This is a genomic window from Peptoniphilus phoceensis (genome assembly GCF_001517665.2).
Taxonomy (GTDB): Bacteria; Bacillota; Clostridia; order Tissierellales; family Peptoniphilaceae; genus Peptoniphilus_A; species Peptoniphilus_A timonensis.
This window is the reverse complement of sequence record NZ_LN999808.1, coordinates 232914-249408: the sequence shown is the minus strand read 5'-3', so window position 1 is coordinate 249408 and position 16495 is coordinate 232914. Positions and strand designations below refer to the sequence as shown.

At 31.9% G+C, this 16495-nt stretch carries 16 protein-coding genes; 12 read left to right on the top strand and 4 right to left on the bottom strand.

The features are described from left to right. Positions 1–53: 53 nt before the first annotated feature. Positions 54–1541, top strand: coding sequence for a glycerol kinase GlpK (glpK, locus tag BN3657_RS03215; protein ID WP_062551754.1), 1488 nt, complete (start codon positions 54–56; stop codon positions 1539–1541). Positions 1542–1694: 153 nt separating this feature from the next. After that, entirely contained in the window at positions 1695–2939 is a 1245-nt protein-coding gene (locus BN3657_RS03210; protein WP_062551753.1) for an L-cysteine desulfidase family protein, read from the top strand. 51 nt (positions 2940–2990) lie between these two features. Here the strand turns inward: BN3657_RS03210 and BN3657_RS03205 are convergent, their stop codons facing one another. Continuing rightward, the gene (locus BN3657_RS03205; RefSeq protein ID WP_062551752.1) at positions 2991–4436 is read right to left on the bottom strand and encodes a TraB/GumN family protein; all 1446 of its coding nucleotides are present in this window, start codon (positions 4434–4436) and stop codon (positions 2991–2993) included. Continuing rightward, complete coding sequence (locus BN3657_RS03200) at positions 4436–5515, bottom strand: pyridoxal phosphate-dependent aminotransferase (RefSeq protein WP_062551751.1); 1080 nt, start codon at positions 5513–5515, stop codon at positions 4436–4438. The genes BN3657_RS03205 and BN3657_RS03200 overlap by 1 nt, the downstream gene beginning before the upstream one ends. A gap of 87 nt (positions 5516–5602) precedes the next feature. Between BN3657_RS03200 and BN3657_RS03195 the strand changes: the two genes are divergently transcribed. The 7 genes from BN3657_RS03195 to BN3657_RS03165 all read left to right on the top strand — a co-directional run bounded on the left by BN3657_RS03195 (position 5603) and on the right by BN3657_RS03165 (position 12584). Beyond that, positions 5603–6601, top strand: a complete 999-nt coding sequence (locus tag BN3657_RS03195) for a threonine aldolase family protein (protein WP_062551750.1) — start codon at positions 5603–5605, stop codon at positions 6599–6601. 8 nt (positions 6602–6609) lie between these two features. Further along, on the top strand, positions 6610–7245 hold the full coding sequence (locus BN3657_RS03190) for a hemerythrin domain-containing protein (RefSeq protein WP_062551749.1): 636 nt from the start codon (positions 6610–6612) through the stop codon (positions 7243–7245). A gap of 324 nt (positions 7246–7569) precedes the next feature. Next, positions 7570–8475, top strand: a complete 906-nt coding sequence (locus BN3657_RS03185) for a Fic family protein (RefSeq protein WP_230204178.1) — start codon at positions 7570–7572, stop codon at positions 8473–8475. A 142-nt stretch (positions 8476–8617) separates the two neighbouring features. Next, positions 8618–11371: a heavy metal translocating P-type ATPase gene (locus BN3657_RS03180; RefSeq protein ID WP_062551748.1), complete on the top strand. Its 2754-nt coding sequence runs from the start codon at positions 8618–8620 to the stop codon at positions 11369–11371. After that, positions 11368–11637, top strand: a complete 270-nt coding sequence (locus BN3657_RS03175; protein ID WP_005955077.1) for a metal-sensing transcriptional repressor — start codon at positions 11368–11370, stop codon at positions 11635–11637. Before BN3657_RS03180 ends, BN3657_RS03175 begins: the two co-directional genes overlap by 4 nt. Positions 11638–11644: 7 nt before the next feature. Then, entirely contained in the window at positions 11645–12115 is a 471-nt protein-coding gene (locus BN3657_RS03170) for a hypothetical protein (protein WP_062551747.1), read from the top strand. A 7-nt stretch (positions 12116–12122) separates the two neighbouring features. Next, positions 12123–12584 (top strand): hypothetical protein, encoded by a 462-nt coding sequence (locus BN3657_RS03165; protein ID WP_062551746.1) that lies wholly within the window; start codon positions 12123–12125, stop codon positions 12582–12584. Between the two features lie 45 nt (positions 12585–12629). Here the strand turns inward: BN3657_RS03165 and BN3657_RS03160 are convergent, their stop codons facing one another. Together BN3657_RS03160 and BN3657_RS03155 are read right to left on the bottom strand one after the other, a co-directional pair. Further along, entirely contained in the window at positions 12630–14030 is a 1401-nt protein-coding gene (locus tag BN3657_RS03160) for a phospholipase D-like domain-containing protein (RefSeq protein ID WP_187363614.1), read from the bottom strand. A 21-nt stretch (positions 14031–14051) separates the two neighbouring features. Then, on the bottom strand, positions 14052–14471 hold the full coding sequence (locus BN3657_RS03155; RefSeq protein WP_062551744.1) for a hypothetical protein: 420 nt from the start codon (positions 14469–14471) through the stop codon (positions 14052–14054). 119 nt (positions 14472–14590) lie between these two features. Here BN3657_RS03155 and BN3657_RS03150 point away from each other — a divergent pair, with 119 nt between their 5' ends. The 3 genes from BN3657_RS03150 to BN3657_RS03140 are packed head-to-tail and all read left to right on the top strand — an operon-like array spanning position 14591 to position 16462. Continuing rightward, positions 14591–14980, top strand: a complete 390-nt coding sequence (locus BN3657_RS03150; RefSeq protein ID WP_062551743.1) for a GntR family transcriptional regulator — start codon at positions 14591–14593, stop codon at positions 14978–14980. After that, positions 14970–15812, top strand: a complete 843-nt coding sequence (locus BN3657_RS03145; RefSeq protein ID WP_062551742.1) for an ABC transporter ATP-binding protein — start codon at positions 14970–14972, stop codon at positions 15810–15812. The genes BN3657_RS03150 and BN3657_RS03145 overlap by 11 nt, the downstream gene beginning before the upstream one ends. Next, positions 15809–16462 carry an ABC-2 transporter permease gene (locus BN3657_RS03140; RefSeq protein WP_062551741.1) on the top strand — a complete coding sequence of 218 codons (654 nt, stop codon included), beginning with the start codon at positions 15809–15811 and terminating at the stop codon, positions 16460–16462. Before BN3657_RS03145 ends, BN3657_RS03140 begins: the two co-directional genes overlap by 4 nt. Positions 16463–16495 lie beyond the last annotated feature (33 nt).

The window sequence follows — 16495 nt, the reverse complement described above, 5'->3', positions numbered from 1 at the left end:
GCAAAAAGAGAGCCTAAAAAAATCATTAATGTTATAATAAACTTGGTGATAAGATGAAATACATAATGGCTTTTGATGCAGGTACTACATCTGCTAGAACTATAATTTTTGATAAAAAGGGAAATCCAGTTTCAGTAGCACAAAAAGATTTAATTAAACACTTTCCAAAACCTGGTTATGTGGAAGAAGAGCCAGACGATCTTTGGTCAAAGCAAATAGGTACAGCAGTGGAAGCAATGTCTAGAAAGGAAATAGATCCAAAGGATATTGCAGCAATTGGCATAACAAATCAAAGAGAAACAACAATTGTCTGGAACAAAAAAACTATGGAGCCAATTTACAATGCAATTGTTTGGCAGTGCAAGAGAACTTCAAAATATTGTGAAGAATTAAAAGAAAAAGGTCTTGAAGAAAAAATTAAAGAAAAGACAGGACTAGTAATAGACCCTTATTTTTCAGCTACAAAAATAAGATGGATTCTGGAAAATGTTGAGGGAGCAAGAGAAATGGCAGAAAAAGGAGAACTCCTTTTTGGAACAGTAGAAACTTATCTCATCTACAAACTTACAGATGGAGAAGTTCACATAACTGACTACACCAATGCATCGAGAACTATGCTCTTTAACATAAAAGAAAAAAAGTGGGATGAAGAACTTTTAGAAATATTTGATATACCAAAATCCATGCTTCCAGAAATAAAAAATTCTAGCGAAGTTTATGGAAAATCTAAATCAAAATATTTGGGATGTGAAATACCAATTGCAGGAGCAATAGGAGATCAACAGTCATCACTTTTTGGAACAGCTTCTTTTGAAAAGGGAATGGCAAAATCAACCTTTGGAACAGGTGCCTTTATATTAATGAATACAGGAGATGAACTTATAAGATCACAAAATGGACTTGTGACGACTATAGCCTGGGCTATGGATGGAAAAATAAAATACGCTCTTGAAGGTTCAATCTTTGAAGCAGGATCCTGTATTGACTTTTTACGCGACAATTTGAGAATAATAGACCAAGCAGATGATTCAGAATATATGGCAAATAAAGTTGAAGATACCAATGACTGTTATTTCATACCAGCTTTTACAGGACTAGGTGCACCTTATTGGGATCAATATGCCAGGGGGTCCATAGTTGGTCTTACAGGCTCAGTAAATAAATATCACATAGTAAGAGCTGCCTTAGAATCAATAGGCTATTTAAGCTGTGATGTAATAAAGGCAATGCAGGAAGACTCAAATACAAAAATAAAGTCTCTCACAGTTGACGGAGGAGTTAGCAAAAATAATTTCTTGATGAAATTTTTATCAGATATTGTTGATGTCCACATAGAAAGACCAAAAATTGTAGAATTAACAGCTCTTGGAGCTTGCTACATGGCAGGCTTGGCAGTTGGTTTTTGGAAAAATACAGATGAAATTAAAGAAAATAACGATATAGACAAAAAATTTGATCCAGACATGGATGAAGATGAAAGAAGAGAAAAAATTTCAAGATGGCACGAAGCCATAAAATATTCCATGAATTGGGCAAAATAAATTTGTAAAATATAAAATTAAAAATATTAATTTACAGCTTCCTGCTAAAAAAGTAGGAAGTTTTTTTATAAAATCAGAAATTTAATATTAGGAAAAGCCTATCTTATTTTGTTATAATATAAATAAGTTAAGTTTATTAAAAGGAGATTTTTTATGGAATATAATGATTTTTTAAGGGAAAAAATGGTAGCTGCTTTTGGCTGTACTGAGCCCATAGCCTTGGCTTATGCAGCTAGTCGTGCGAGATTTATTTTGGGAGAAGATCCAGAAAAAATTAAAGCTAGGTTATCGGGCAATATAATAAAAAATGTAAACAGCGTAAAAGTCCCAGCAACTGAAGGAAGAAAAGGAATAGAAATTTCTCTTGCTGCTGGAGCTTTTTTGGGTGACTATACAAAAAAGCTTGAAGTCCTATCAGATATTGATAAGACAAAATTAAATTACTTAGATGAATTAATAGATAAGGGACTTTGTGATATAGAACTTCTTCACGAAAAAAAAGGACTTTACATAGATGTTTCCATGGAGAAGGGTGACAAAAAATCTCAAGTAATTATAAAGGATTTCCACACAAATATTATTTATGAAAGTTTAAACGACAAAATTCTTTTTGAAAAAAAGGATGAAGATAGGGAAGTGGAAAATGAAATTGAACTCTCCTTTGATAATATTTATGATTTTGCGAAAAATGGAAATTATGAAGATATTGTAGATGTCTTGGATAAGGAAATTGAATATAATTATGCAATTGCAAAAGAGGGAATTGAAAATCCTTGGGGTGCAAATATAGGCAAGATGGTTCTAGAAGATGCAGCTGATAAATATACTGAAAAGCTTGTTGCCTATGCTGCTGCAGGGTCTGATGCAAGAATGTCTGGTTGTGAAAAGCCTGTTGTTATAAATTCTGGATCCGGAAATCAAGGTATAACAGTTTCTGTTCCAATTATTATTTATGCCAAAGATCATGAAATCGAAAAAGATAAACTTTATAGATCCCTTATTTTTGCAAATTTAATAGGTCTTTATATAAAAGAGGGAATAGGAGAACTTTCAGCTTATTGTGGAGTTGTTTCTGCTGCATCTGCTTCAGTTTGTGGCCTTGCTTTTATGAGAGATGAAGAAAAAGATCTTATTAAGGAAATTCTTACAAATGCTCTTGCAACAAATTCTGGAATAATTTGCGATGGTGCAAAGGAATCTTGTGCTATAAAAATTGCTTCCAGTTTAAAAATGGCATTTTTAGCTTACAAACAAGCAAAAGCTGGCAATTCTTTTAAAGCAGGCGATGGCATTGTAAAATCTGACATAGATGAAATGATAAAAACAGTGGGACATATTGCCATGGATGGAATGAAAGAAACAGATGAAGTAATTTTAAAAGAAATGATTGGAAAATAAATAAGAGACATAGAAAAGACGAGGTTTTAACACCTCACCTTTTTTTAAAATTTATTTTTCTTTTATTTCGTATCCCATGTCTTTTAGTATTCCTGTTACAGAATTTTCAGGAACAAGGTGGGCTGATCCAACTAAGATGAAATAAGTGTGTTCTCCTTCTTCTTTTAACATGGCGTCAATTTTTTTTGCCATATTTTTATCTCTTTCAGTTAGAAGAGCCTCATTAAATTTTTCTTGAGATGAATCTCCACTTTGAGAAAGAATATTTTTCATTTTTTCCTTGTCGCCTTCTGACCAAGCAAGGAGCATACTATCTAGGCCTTGGTTTATGTTTTTATATCCATTTAACTCAATTTCACGAGTTAAAGACTCAATCATCTTTATATAAGACTTTTTGTCAAAGTTTGAAAGGAGATTTGATTGAAATTCCATTGATTCAAGTTCGTCAATTTCTATATTATTTATAAGACTCATGGCTACAAAATAAGATTCAACTCCAAAGGAAGCTGATGGAGCATTGAGTCTTGGGTCAATTGATAGAGTATTATATACAGCCCAAGGTCTTAGAGAAATTATTTTGTCTTCAGTCATTCCAAAACCCTTAAAAATTCTTAAAACCCTTGCGTATAAGTCATCTCCCAAGTCATTTTTTAGGTTTCCACCATCTTTATAATATAATTTTTCTTCCATTTTCTTTGCTTCATCTTTATTTGTGGTGTCAATTTCCATGAAAATTTTATCGGAAGATTTTAGAGCAGTTATAATTTCTTTATCAATTGGATATAAAAAATCTCTGCCAACATGAATTGATCCAAGCATATAAATTTTATTTTTCTTGTTGTCAATTTCATAAAAGAATCCCTTAGAAGTTTTGCCTTCATCTTGAAGGACCTTGTTTACAGCCCTATTGTAAAGAGAAATCATTTCTTGAAAAGGAATTTTTTCATTTAAGTATTTTTCATCACTTGATCCTAAAAATATTTTAGAATCCCTTAAGTTTTTTATGTCAAATTTTTCGATATTTAAAAGCTTTGAAATAGAATTTAAACATTCAAGTCGAGTGAGTTCTTTAAAATCAAAGTCTCCTCCAGTTTTTATTTTTCTAGATTCAATTTTTTCCTTTGAAAGTTTGTAAGAAATTTTTGCATCCTCAAGAGTTACAGGTTTTCTAAAATCTTTATTTTCATAAAAAGTTTTTGCAGGAAGAATTCCCATAAATTGAGCATCATTTAAGTCTTTAATTGCCCATGCAGAATAGCTAGGAGCTTTATTTTTTAAATCATTTTCATTTTTTGATTTTATTTCGTGAGCTTCTTCAATTTTTTTATCTAAGGTATTTTGTGGACTTTTATTTTCTCCATCAGATTTAATTTCGTTAACTTCTATGTCAGTTACTTGTGGTGATTCTTGAGAATTAGCAGCAAAAGTTGGAGTAAGTAAAAAAGGTATTAAGCTAAGTCCCAAAAATAAATTTTTAAAATTTTTATTTTTTTTCATCATTTCACCTCTTGGTAAATAATTTTTAAGTTTTTTAAAAGTTTTTCATTTGCATCATCATCTAAAATGCAAAATCTAAAGTAAGAATTATCTAAATTTTTAAAATTTTCACAATTTCTTATTACAAGACCCTTTTCCATAAGTTTTTGACGAAGCTTTCCAGCATCGATTCCCTTTAAAATTTTTACTAAAATAAAATTTCCATAACTTTCAAAGGCCTTTAAATTTTTAATTTTTGAAATTTCTTTGTAGAAATAATCTCTTCTAGATTTTATAAATTCGTAAACTTCATCAATATATTTTTCATCAGAAAACATGACTTTGCCGCAGATTTCTGCAACAGAATTTATTTGCCAGAGAATTTCTTTTTCTTTAAAGTACTTTAACAACTCTTCATTAGAAGATAAAGCGTAGCCAAGTCTTATGCCTGGGAGGGCAAAAAATTTGGAAGTTCCTCTTACAACTATTAGATTTTTATAAAATTTAGTGAGACTTGTGGAGGAGTAAACATCTCTATTGGTAAACTCAATATAAGTTTCATCCACCAAGATTTTTGTCTTTGTTTCATTTAATATTTTTTCTATTTCTTGTGATTTTAAAATTGTCCCTGTGGGATTATTTGGATTTGCAAAAATTAAAAATTCTACTTTTTTTTCATTAATAATTTTTATAATTTCGTCTAAATTTATTTTAAAATTATTTTTTTCTTCTAAATTGTATTCAATTATCTTGGAAGAAATTTTTTTTAGTTCTCTTTCATATTCAGAGTAGCAAGGTGACAAAATCATAGAAATTTTAGGTGCAAAAAAATTAATAGCATCCTTTAAAATTTCTGTAGAACCAAGTCCTAATACAATATTTTCACTCTTGCAATCTGCATAAGTTGATATTGATTTTTTTAGGTCAACATAGTCCACATCGGGATAAGATGAAAGTAAATTTAAATTATTTTTTAGTTCATCGAGAGCTTTTTTGCTTGGTCCCAATGGATTTATATTTGAAGAAAAATCTCTAATGTCTTTTATTTCTATGCCTTCATTTTTTGCAATTTCAAAAATATTTGCACCATGACTGTTCATTTAAACACCTCTTTTTATATTGTACCCTATTTGGTAAAATTTTACATTTATTATATAATAAGGGGTAAGAATAGGATGAGGTGGCTTATGAATAATTTTAGAAATGATTATAGTGATTTTGGATCCAAAGAAATTTATCAAGAGATAAATAATATTTTTGATAAACAAATTTCTGGTTATGGAACTGATGAAATCTCTAATGAAGCTAGAGATTTGATTTTGAAAGAATTAGGAAGAGATGCGGATATTGAATTTGTGTCTGGAGGAACAGCTACAAATATTTTAGCGACAACTTTTGGACTAAGACCTTATGAAGCTGTTTTATCTGCATCAAGTGGCCACATTACTCATCATGAAACTGGATCTATTGAGGCAACTGGACATAAGGTTGTCACAATAGAAACTTCTGATGGAAAATTAAGAGCCTCTGATATAAAAGATTTTGTGGAAAATCAAGCTGGAGAAATCGATGTAAAAATAAAAGTTATCTACATTTCTCAAACTACAGAAGTTGGAACAGTTTATTCTATGGATGAAATTAGAGAAATTTATGAAGTTTGCCAAGAAAAAGATTTGTATCTTTATATTGACGGAGCAAGAATTAGTCATGCCATGGCTGCAAATTCTAGTAAATTATCTGATTATGCCAAGTACTGTCACATTTTTTCCATTGGAGGAACAAAAAATGGGGCAATTTTTGGGGAAGCTTTAGTGATTTTAGATGAAAATTTGAAAAAAGATTTTAGATATTATTTAAAGCAAAGAGGAGGAATGATGGCAAAATCCTTCTTGATAGGCTTGTCCTTTAAGGTATTATTTCAAGATGGACTTTATTATGAAAATGCCAAGAGAGCTTATGAAATGTCTAGACTTCTTGTAGATGGTTTAAAAGATCTTGGAAGAAAAACACTCTTTGGAGAGTCAAATCAAGTTTTCATAAAATCAAATCCAGAAGAAATTGAAAAATTGCAAAAAGAAAATATTTTTGAAATAGAGAATAAGAAGGAATCTATAATTAGACTTGTTACAAATTATAGGACTAGTGAAGAGGAAGTAAGAGGATTTTTAAAATCTATAAATAATTAGGAGGAATTATGTTAGAAAGAAATATGACAGTTGAAGCTGCAGTTATGGAAAACCCAAAAGTTTTAAAGGAAATCCAAAAACTTGGTGGAGAATATGATTTTATTGCCATGGAAAGTCTTGAAGATGCTTTAAAATCTCTTGGTGAAAATTATGATATGTTCATAAAAAAAGTTGAAGGTCAAGATGACTTCAAGGACATGGACAGGGTTAGAAAGATGAATAAGGAAGAGCTAATCCACTACATCATAGAAGAAATTCACCCAAGTGAACTTGCTGCAACAGAAAAAATTGATGAAATTTTTAGGGGAGCAATTAAAAAGTATTATAGAGAAAGAGGAGAACAACTTTTTGTAATTTATGAAGTTCTTCTTTTAATAAAGGCAGAACTCGTTTCTCACTTCTCTAGTGAAGAAGAATTTGAATTTAAGGATGCCCTTAATGGAAAAGATGTTGATTTTGAAAATTTACTTGCAGAACATGAAAAGACAATTGGATTATTTGACAGAATAAAATACCTAACTCGTGATTACAAGATGAATGCAGAAGAAAAAGAAGTTCAAGAACTAAATAAACTAATGGCAGATCTTGACGAAGATATGAGAAGACACATCTACATTGAAAATGAAATTTTATTTAAAATGTAATTCTATTTTAAGAGTCTTTTAAAATTTAATAATTTTAAGAAAGATATGGTCTAAATTTTTGGACCATATTTTTTTGTATTTTATAAAAAATCATATAAAAAAACTTATATTTTGCACACTAATGTAAAAAATCTACTAAAAAGTGATATAATCTATTAAGGAATTTAGGCAATAAGGAGGTTTTTTATGCATAAGTTTGACTACAGCCGGCTAGAATAAGAGACATGGGATTCGGAAATATTAAAGTATGTTTCACAAATAAGCGAGTTTAAGGGAAGACAGGAGATTATTTTAAGTCAAAAACCTAATATTTTACAAAATATAATGGAAAATGTGAAAATTAAAAGTACACAGTATTCCAATGAAATGGAGGGCATAAGACTTTCAGAGGCAAGGATAAAAGATCTATATAACAAAAGGGTGGAGGCAAAAAACGAGGAAGAAAAAGAAGTTCTTGCCTATTTGGAAATTTTATCTACTATCAAAGAATCTTATGAGGATATTCCCATAAATTCAGATACAATTTTAAAGCTACATAAAGATTTGTATAAGTATTCTGATAAATCTTCTGCTGGAAAATTTAAGGACAGACAAAATTATGTCATAGAAAGAAATGTAAAGGGTGAAGAATTTGTAAAGTTTACCCCTCTTAATCCTGTAGAAACTCCAGATGCAATCGAAAAAATATGCAAAGAATACAATAAGGCAATAGAAAAAGAAGAGGTAAATCCACTAATACTTTTAAGTGTATTTATCCATGATTTTTTGTGCATTTATCCTTTTAATGAGGGAAATGGAAGAATTTTTAGACTTTTAACCACTTTACTTTTATATAAACTTGGATATTTCGTGGGAAGATATGTGAGTCTTGATGAAAAAATAAAGATTTCAGAAAGTTATTATTATTCATCACTTGAAAAAAGTGGACTAAATTGGCATGAAAATAAGGAAGATAAAAGTTTTTTCATCAAATATATTTTGGTAATTGTCTTAATATCCTATAAGGATTTTTGGGATATGGTATATATTTTTGATTCCAATCTATCTGCCTTAGACCAAGTTAAAAATTCAATTGACAAAAAAACTGGAAAATTCACGAAAAATGATATATTGCAAGACACTCCCACAATTAGCAAGGCATCTGTAGAAAATTCTCTAAAAGAATTGGTGGATAATGGCTATATTGAAAGAAGAGGAAAGGGAAGGGCAACTTTTTATCTTAAAAATTAATAAAATTTTTGACAGTGCTTAGGCACTGTTTTTTTATTTCATATTTTAATAAAGATTATCAAATACTTGAAAAAAATTTAATCTAATGTTACTATAAAAATAAAGAACACCCCCTAGGGGGTATGGGAGGTAATGAGGTAATATGGAAAAGAAATTTGATGTCACTGGAATGACTTGTTCAGCTTGTGTCGCCAATGTAACCAAGGCTGTAGAAAAGCTAGATGGTGTGAGTGACGCAAATGTGAACCTCATGACAAACTCAATGAAGGTAAATTTTGATGAAAATAAAATAAATGATGAAAAAATTATTAAAGCTGTAGAAAAAATTGGTTATGGAGCAAACCCAGCTGGTGAAAAAACAAAAAGTGAAGATAGACCAGTGGATGACAGGGAGAAGGGCCTAAAGCACAGGCTTATATCTTCAAGTATCTTTATGCTGATCCTCATGTATATAGCCATGGGGCCTATGATTCACTTGCCAACTCCAGGAATCTTTCATGGAAGAGAAGGGGCTATTATCTTTGCCTTTTCACAATTTCTCTTGGCCCTTCCTGTAGTCTACATCAACAGGGACTTTTACATCTCTGGATTTAAGGGACTGAAGAACAGGGCTCCAAACATGGATAGCCTTGTTGCCATTGGTTCTCTTGCAGCCCTTGTCTATGGAATCTTTGCCATTTACATGATGGCCTACGGCTTTGGCCAAGGAGATATGGAACTTGTAGATGCCTACAGGCACAATCTTTATTTTGAGTCTTCAGCCATGATTTTGACCCTTATAACTGTGGGAAAATACTTGGAAGAAAAGTCCAAGAACAAGACAAGGTCATCTCTTGCAAATTTAATGGACCTTGCCCCAAAGATGGCAACAGTAATAGAAGATGGCGAAGAAGTCGTGAAGAATATTGAAGATGTAAGAGTGGGAGATATCTTGCTTGTAAGACCTGGTGAATCTGTGGCAGTTGACGGTAAGGTCATTGAGGGTGCATCATCTCTTGATGAATCAGCGGTGACTGGCGAGTCAATGCCAGTTCAAAAGTCTGTGGGTGACAGGGTAATCTCTGCTTCCATTAACACAACTGGGTCCTTTAAGTTTCAGGCAGAGAAGGTTGGCGAAGACACAACTATTTCACAAATTATAAAATTAGTTGACGAGGCCAACCAGTCCAAGGCACCTATAGCCAAGCTTGCAGATGAAATTGCCGGTGTCTTTGTGCCAGCAGTCCTAATTATAGCTGCCCTAACCTTTGGAGTTTGGATGGCTCTGGGCTACGGATTTGAAAATGCCCTTAACTTTGCAATTTCAGTCCTAGTTATTTCTTGTCCTTGTGCCCTAGGCCTTGCAACTCCAGTTTCAATAATGGTGGCAACTGGCAAGTCTGCTGATTTTGGACTTCTCTTTAAAAATGCAGAAGTTTTGGAAAATCTTCACAAGATTGATGTCATAGTAATGGATAAGACTGGAACAATTACTGAAGGAAAACCTAAGCTTACAGATATTGTTACTGATTTAGGAGAAGATGAATTTTTAAAAATTGCCGCATCAATTGAAAAAAATTCACAACATCCACTGGCAACTGCAATTTTAAATTATGCAGAAGAAAAAAATATAAAATTAGATGATGCTAATAATTTTAATTCAGTAAGCGGCAGAGGTTTAAGTGCAGAAATAAATAGTGAAAAATTTTTTGCTGGAAATAAAGATTTTATGTTAGAAGAAAAAATTAACTTAAAAGACTTTGAAAGTAAGGCAGAAAAACTAGCAGGAGAAGGCAAGACTTCCATGTACTTTGCAAATGTTAGTGAAGTCCTTGGTATAATTTCTGTAAAAGATTTGCCAAAGAAGTCATCAAAAGATGCAATTAAACTCCTAAGAGATATGGGCAAAAAAATTATTATGCTAACTGGTGATAATGAAAAAACTGCAGAAGCAATTGCTGATGAAATTGGAGTTGACGAGACTCTTGCAGGACTTCTTCCACAAGATAAGAACAAGGAAATAGAAAAAATTCAAAAAACTGGTAAGAAAGTTCTTATGATTGGTGATGGAATAAACGACGCTCCATCCCTTGCCAAGGCCGACATAGGTATGGCAATAGGTCATGGGACAGATGTGGCAATAGAATCATCAGACGTAGTCCTAATGAGGTCTGATATCCTAGATGTTGTATCTGCTCTTGAACTTTCAAAGGCAACAATAAAAAACATCAAGCAAAATTTATTCTGGGCATTTTTCTACAATACAATAGGAATCCCACTAGCAGCAGGTCTTTTGTATCCAAGTTTTGGAATAAAATTATCGCCAATGTTTGCTGCCTTTGCCATGAGTATGTCTTCAGTTTTTGTTGTAAACAATGCCCTAAGACTTAGGAGGTTTAAACCAAGAGGAGTGAAAAAATCCTTGGAAGAAGCAAATTCTTCAAGTGAAAAAGAAAATATAAAAGAAGAAAATCTTATAGAAAAAAATAAAAAAAGAACTAAAATAAAAGTAGAAGGCATGACGTGTGGCCACTGCGAGAAAAGAGTTGCTGATGCCCTAGAAAAAACTGGCAAGGCAAAGGATGTTGTGGCAAACCACGAAAATTCTTCTGTAGAATTTATAGACCAAGGTCTAAGCCCAGAAGAAATAGAAAATGCCATTGAAGAAGCAGGTTATAAAATTATTAAAAATAAAGGAGAAGATAATATGGAAAAAATTTTAAATGTTGAAGGAATGTCTTGTAACCACTGTACAGCTACAGTAAAAAAAGCACTTGAAGCTCTTGACGGAGTAAAGGAAGCTGACGTTAGCCTAGAAGGAAAGAATGCAAAAGTAGAACTTGACAAGGAAGTGGCAGATGAAGCACTTGTTAAGGCTGTTGAAGATGCAGGATATACTGCAAAAATAGCAAAATGAGAGCAGACAAGGAAGTCCAACTTAGGAAATTAAAAACTGTCAGGGGACAAATTGATGGCCTTATAAAAATGGTGGAGGAAGACAGGTACTGCCTAGACGTCTCCAACCAGCTCATGGCATCAATCTCCATCCTAAAAAACATAAACAAGGATGTCCTGACAGCCCACCTAAGGGGTTGTGTCAAGGATTCCTACTCCAAGAGCCAGGAAGAAATTGACGAGAAAATCGAAGAAATTAACACTATAATAAATAAGTTGTCAAAGTAGGCTTGATATGAAATTTAAAAAAATATTTTATTTGTTCCTGGTCTTAATTTTTCTCACAGCTTGCAAGAAGGACCAAAGTCATGAGATAAAATTTTCCACTGGAGAAGTTTATAAATTTGAATCTTTAAGCGTGGAAGTAATTGCAGATGAAGAAGATATGACTACAAGAGAGATTTTTTCTTCTGAAGGCAATGAAGAAAAGTTAGGAGAGATAATAAGTCTCTTGGGAAACTGTAAAGTTGTGGACCAGGGATATTCCTATGCTTCAATTCCAGGTTACAATTCTTTATTAATTAATCTACGTAATAAAGATGAGGAAGATACAATATATATGTACAACTCAGAAAGAGATAGGGACACAAATAAATTTCACTATTCCTTCTATGGAAAGCTTGGCCACCAAGAAGGTCCTACACTCTTATCAGATAAGGATTTAATTTCGGATATAAAATATATAATAAATAAGTTGTCAAAGTAGGTGTGATATGAAATTTAAAAAATTATTTTATTTGTTCCTGATCTTAACTTTTCTCACAGCTTGTAAGAAGAATGAAGTCCATGAGATAAAATTTTCCACTGGAGAAGTTTATAAATTTCAAGATTTATCTGTGGAAGTAATTGCTGATGAAGAAGAAATGACCAAGAAAGAAATTTTCTCTTCTGAAGGCAATGAAGAAAAGTTAAAAGAGATAATTAGTCTTTTGGAAAAGTGCCAGGCTACAGATCCAGGCCATGGCTATGCTTCTATCCCAGATTATGATAGTTTAATTATTAAACTAAAGGATAAAAACAAAGAAGATACAATTTTTATGTACGACTCAAAAAGAGATAGAAACACAAAAAAATTTCACTATTCTTTATATGGAAGTCTTGGAAAATATGATGGGGCTTGTCTCTTATCCGATGACGACTTGATTTCAGAAATAAAGTATATAGTTGATAAATAAAAAAAATCACGGTAATTTCTACCGTGATTTTTTAATGTTTAAATTTTACCAAGTGCAAAGGCCTGTCTTTTCTTGGATTTTCCAGAGGATTCTCATGAAAAATCTACTTTCATAGAAGTCTTCGATAGGAAGAGTGTAATCGCCATCTTTGTTATTCCAAATTCTTGCGTAGTAGTCCTTCATCTCCTTCGCCATTGGTGAATCTTTTTCCATTGAAACTGCAAGGTTCGTCTCAAGGTTAAAGTTATCCAAGTTTCTCCTTGTGTAGTTGGCAGATCCAAGTATGGCAAGTGGGTCCTTGTCCTTAAAGTCGAAGTAAATAAATTTTGTGTGGAACTGTTCGCCAGAAGTTTTATACCAGCGAATATTTATGTCTGGATAGTCTTCCTTTAACTCGCTTAGGGCAGGTCTATTGGGTGAACCATTTTTTTCTAGTCCAAAGGCATCCTTGTTTAGGTCTGCAATGATTTTTACATCTACGCCACGCTTTGAAGCCTCGCCTAAATCTCTTAAAATCCTAAATTCTGAAAGATAAAAGATTCCAAGATTTATCTCGTCGCCCTTTTTACTTTCCTTAATATTTTTTGAAATCTCATCATAAATTTTGCCTTCACTTATGACTTTTAACTTGTAGGGAGAAGTAACTTCTTCTGCCTTAAAAATTTCTATTACGTCAGGTAATTTGTCAAAAAATATGGACTCAGACTTAATTAAATCCTCCATGGACTTGCCACGAAAGACCATGGCAACATTAGAGTGGTGGGCTGATGGGTCGTGAGGATTTGCCGATGCCACCAAAGCTTCCCTTTCTGAAATCAAGACCTTCCTGTGATTACCCTTGAAGTTAGCAAGTTTTAAAATTGATCTGATGTTGACTTTTTCTGCGTCTTTGTCAAAAAAGTTTTTGATCCAGCCGCCACCAGATGTCCCAAACCACTTTATATATGCCCTATAAAAACCAGACAAGAGGGCATTGGAGTCACGCATCTTGTTTAAGTCAGTGACCACCACATCAATTCCATTTTCACGAAGCTTCTTTAGATTATCTTCTTCATAAGCTCCGTAAAAATTATTTATGGGGTCTGTTACAAATAAAATTGGCATGTCAGGATTTTCTTTTTTCTTTGCAATTAAGAGGTCAGTCATCTCTTCCACTTGATTTGGAAAATCCATGTTGTCAGGATATTCATCGTTAAAGAGGAAAAAATCAAGGATTAGAAATTCTTTTGCATCCTTAATTATCTCCATCTCACGATTAAAAATTCTCTTTTCATGTTGCCTTTCTCCATCTTTTAAATATGTCAAATCATACAAAAACTCGCAATTTGCATCCTTAAAGTCAGATGACAGGTTGGTGCCAGCTGGATTTTTGGTATTCAAGCTGTATAAAATTGGAATAAAAATAAGTAATAAAATAAGTATCATAATTTTCTTTTTCTTTTTCAAAATCTTCTCCAAAAATTAAAATTACTTTGTGGGAATAAGGTCTTGGACTCTTGTCCCAGTACTTCCATACTCTTTATCAAATTTAATATAATATTTTCCTGTGTTTTTATATCTAATATAAAAAGAAATTTCTTCTCCATTTCTCAAGTTTTCATTTTTGCTCCACTCAATGCTTGGATTGTGAAGGATTTTTTCTATCTCTTCTCTGTCCTTTTCATTTTTTAAACTTACAATTTTTGGATATTCAAGGATTTCTATCTCAGCCTTGCCAGATCCATCGTAGCCAGTGAAGTGAAACTGAATTGTTAGAGGATCCATTGTGACAAAAGCATCAGGCTTTTTAATTTTTACAGCATAAAAGCATATAGCAAATATCATTATTATTGCAAAAATTATAAAAAACATATTTCTTTTCTTTGAGTTAATCTTTTTATCCTTCATAGATTCCTCCTTTTGTCCTATTATATCAAACTTTTATGAGTAACTTACAAATAAAAATTTACAAAAAAATTGACAAGTGTTATAGACTGTTATATAGTGTTATGTAACAAGGAGGCAAAATGAAAATTATTTTAATAAATGGATCCTCAGTTCCTCTTTATGAACAGATAAAGAATGCAATAAAAGAAAATATTTTAAAAAATAAAGTTAAAGAAGGAGAGCAGCTTCCTTCTGTAAGGACTCTTTCAAAAGATTTAAAGGTGAGCATTTTGACAGTAAAAAAAGCTTATGATGAGTTGGAAGAAGAGGGATTTGTCGAGTCTAGACAGGGACTTGGGACTTTTGTGGCAGGAAAAGATTCTGAAGTAAAAAGGGAGGAACTCCAAAAAGAATTAGAAGACCATTTGCAGGAGGCAATAAATTTGTCAGTAGAATTAAATTTGGATAAGAAAACAATTTTGGAATTATTTGAATTTTTATACAATGAAAGGGTGGAGTATGACAAATAAAATTGAAGTTAGGAATTTGAAAAAGACTTATGACAATTTTGTCCTTGGAGAAAATTCCCTAGAAATAAAAAAAGGATTTATCACTGGATTTATTGGAAAAAATGGAATGGGAAAGACAACAACTATAAAGTCCCTTTTATCCCTAATAAACTATGATGGAGAAATAATTGTAGATGGAAAAGATGTAAAAGATTTAGAATATCTTCAAGATGTTGGGATAATTATGGACGATTCTTTTTTGTCAAAGGATTGGAAAATCACTCTTGTAAATGAGGCTATGAAGTGTGGCTATGAAAATTGGAAGGAAGAAAAGTTTTTTCAATACATTAAAAATTTTGGAATTGAAAAAGATAAAAAAGTTAAAGAACTTTCTCGTGGTATGAAAATAAAGCTTATGTTTTCCATTGCCCTTTCACATGAGGCAAATCTCTTAATTTTAGATGAGCCAACAAGTGGACTTGACCCAAGTATGCGAGATGAACTCACAGATATGTTAAAGGAATTTGTGGAAGATGAAAATAATACAGTGCTTTTTTCCACCCACATAACTGAAGATCTAGATAGAATTGCTGACTATATTATTTTTATTGATGATGGAAAAATAATTGATTCATGTAGTAAAGAAGATTTTTTGGAAAAATATTTGATTTTAAAGGGTGGTTCAGAAGATATAGATCTTTTAAAAAACTTTGACCTTCTAGGAATAAAATCAAACTCTACTTCCTTTGAGGCACTTGTAAAAAAGATTGAAAAAGAAAATATTCCAGATGACTTATTTGTTGAAAATCCAGATATAAATAAGATTTTAGTTTTATATGGGAGGAAGAAATGAAAGATATTAAGAAGATTGTAAACTTAGACTATATTTCCATAAAGCCCTACTTTACCCTTAAAAATTTAATAATAATGACTTTCTTGTACTTGGTCTACTTCTTTATAACAAGTAATCCCATGACGGCAAACTCAGCAATCCTCATATTTTCTATAGTTTATTCTTCCTATCCCTTTTTAATAGGAGAAGAAGCAGGAATTGACAGCCTATACAGGATCTTTGGAATAAAATCTGAAAAAGTTGTAATAGGTAGGTATGCCTTTGCCCTCGTTTTATTTATCTTTGCCTTTTTAATAAGCATAGTTTTCTCAACGATTTTTTCTTTCTTTGTTGAGACCGCTGACATAAGAGAGTTTTTGGCGACAAGTTTTGCCTATCTTTTAGTCTATTTAGTTTTTATTTCCCTTAAGTATCCACTTTATTTTAAGTTTGGATATAAGAAGGCTAAGTCCATTTCGGCCTTAACCTTTGCCTTAATTGGGATACTTGCTTTTCTTGTCATGACTTTTAAGGATTCTTTAAATAACTTCTTTATATTTATGGAGAATAATATTTTTATGACCTTGTTAATTTCACTAGTACTTGTCTTGATTATAACTTTTATATCCATAAATCTCTCACAAAAATTTTATAAAAGAAGAGATTTCTAAAAAAATAAGGTGTTGGAAAAATCCAGCACCTCT

What these genes read in the sequence shown, in the direction of transcription:
- BN3657_RS03210 (WP_062551753.1), top strand. Translation starts at nt 1,695, where the DNA reads ATGGAATATAATGATTTTTTAAGGGAAAAAATGGTAGCTGCTTTTGGC.
- BN3657_RS03190 (WP_062551749.1), top strand. Translation starts at nt 6,610, where the DNA reads ATGTTAGAAAGAAATATGACAGTTGAAGCTGCAGTTATGGAAAACCCA.
- BN3657_RS03195 (WP_062551750.1), top strand. Translation starts at nt 5,603, where the DNA reads ATGAATAATTTTAGAAATGATTATAGTGATTTTGGATCCAAAGAAATT.
- BN3657_RS03165 (WP_062551746.1), top strand. Translation starts at nt 12,123, where the DNA reads ATGAAATTTAAAAAATTATTTTATTTGTTCCTGATCTTAACTTTTCTC.
- BN3657_RS03145 (WP_062551742.1), top strand. Translation starts at nt 14,970, where the DNA reads ATGACAAATAAAATTGAAGTTAGGAATTTGAAAAAGACTTATGACAAT.
- BN3657_RS03170 (WP_062551747.1), top strand. Translation starts at nt 11,645, where the DNA reads ATGAAATTTAAAAAAATATTTTATTTGTTCCTGGTCTTAATTTTTCTC.
- BN3657_RS03205 (WP_062551752.1), bottom strand. Translation starts at nt 4,436, where the DNA reads ATGAAAAAAAATAAAAATTTTAAAAATTTATTTTTGGGACTTAGCTTA.
- glpK (WP_062551754.1), top strand. Translation starts at nt 54, where the DNA reads ATGAAATACATAATGGCTTTTGATGCAGGTACTACATCTGCTAGAACT.
- BN3657_RS03185 (WP_230204178.1), top strand. Translation starts at nt 7,570, where the DNA reads ATGGAAAATGTGAAAATTAAAAGTACACAGTATTCCAATGAAATGGAG.
- BN3657_RS03180 (WP_062551748.1), top strand. Translation starts at nt 8,618, where the DNA reads ATGGAAAAGAAATTTGATGTCACTGGAATGACTTGTTCAGCTTGTGTC.
- BN3657_RS03155 (WP_062551744.1), bottom strand. Translation starts at nt 14,471, where the DNA reads ATGAAGGATAAAAAGATTAACTCAAAGAAAAGAAATATGTTTTTTATA.
- BN3657_RS03200 (WP_062551751.1), bottom strand. Translation starts at nt 5,515, where the DNA reads ATGAACAGTCATGGTGCAAATATTTTTGAAATTGCAAAAAATGAAGGC.
- BN3657_RS03150 (WP_062551743.1), top strand. Translation starts at nt 14,591, where the DNA reads ATGAAAATTATTTTAATAAATGGATCCTCAGTTCCTCTTTATGAACAG.
- BN3657_RS03140 (WP_062551741.1), top strand. Translation starts at nt 15,809, where the DNA reads ATGAAAGATATTAAGAAGATTGTAAACTTAGACTATATTTCCATAAAG.
- BN3657_RS03175 (WP_005955077.1), top strand. Translation starts at nt 11,368, where the DNA reads ATGAGAGCAGACAAGGAAGTCCAACTTAGGAAATTAAAAACTGTCAGG.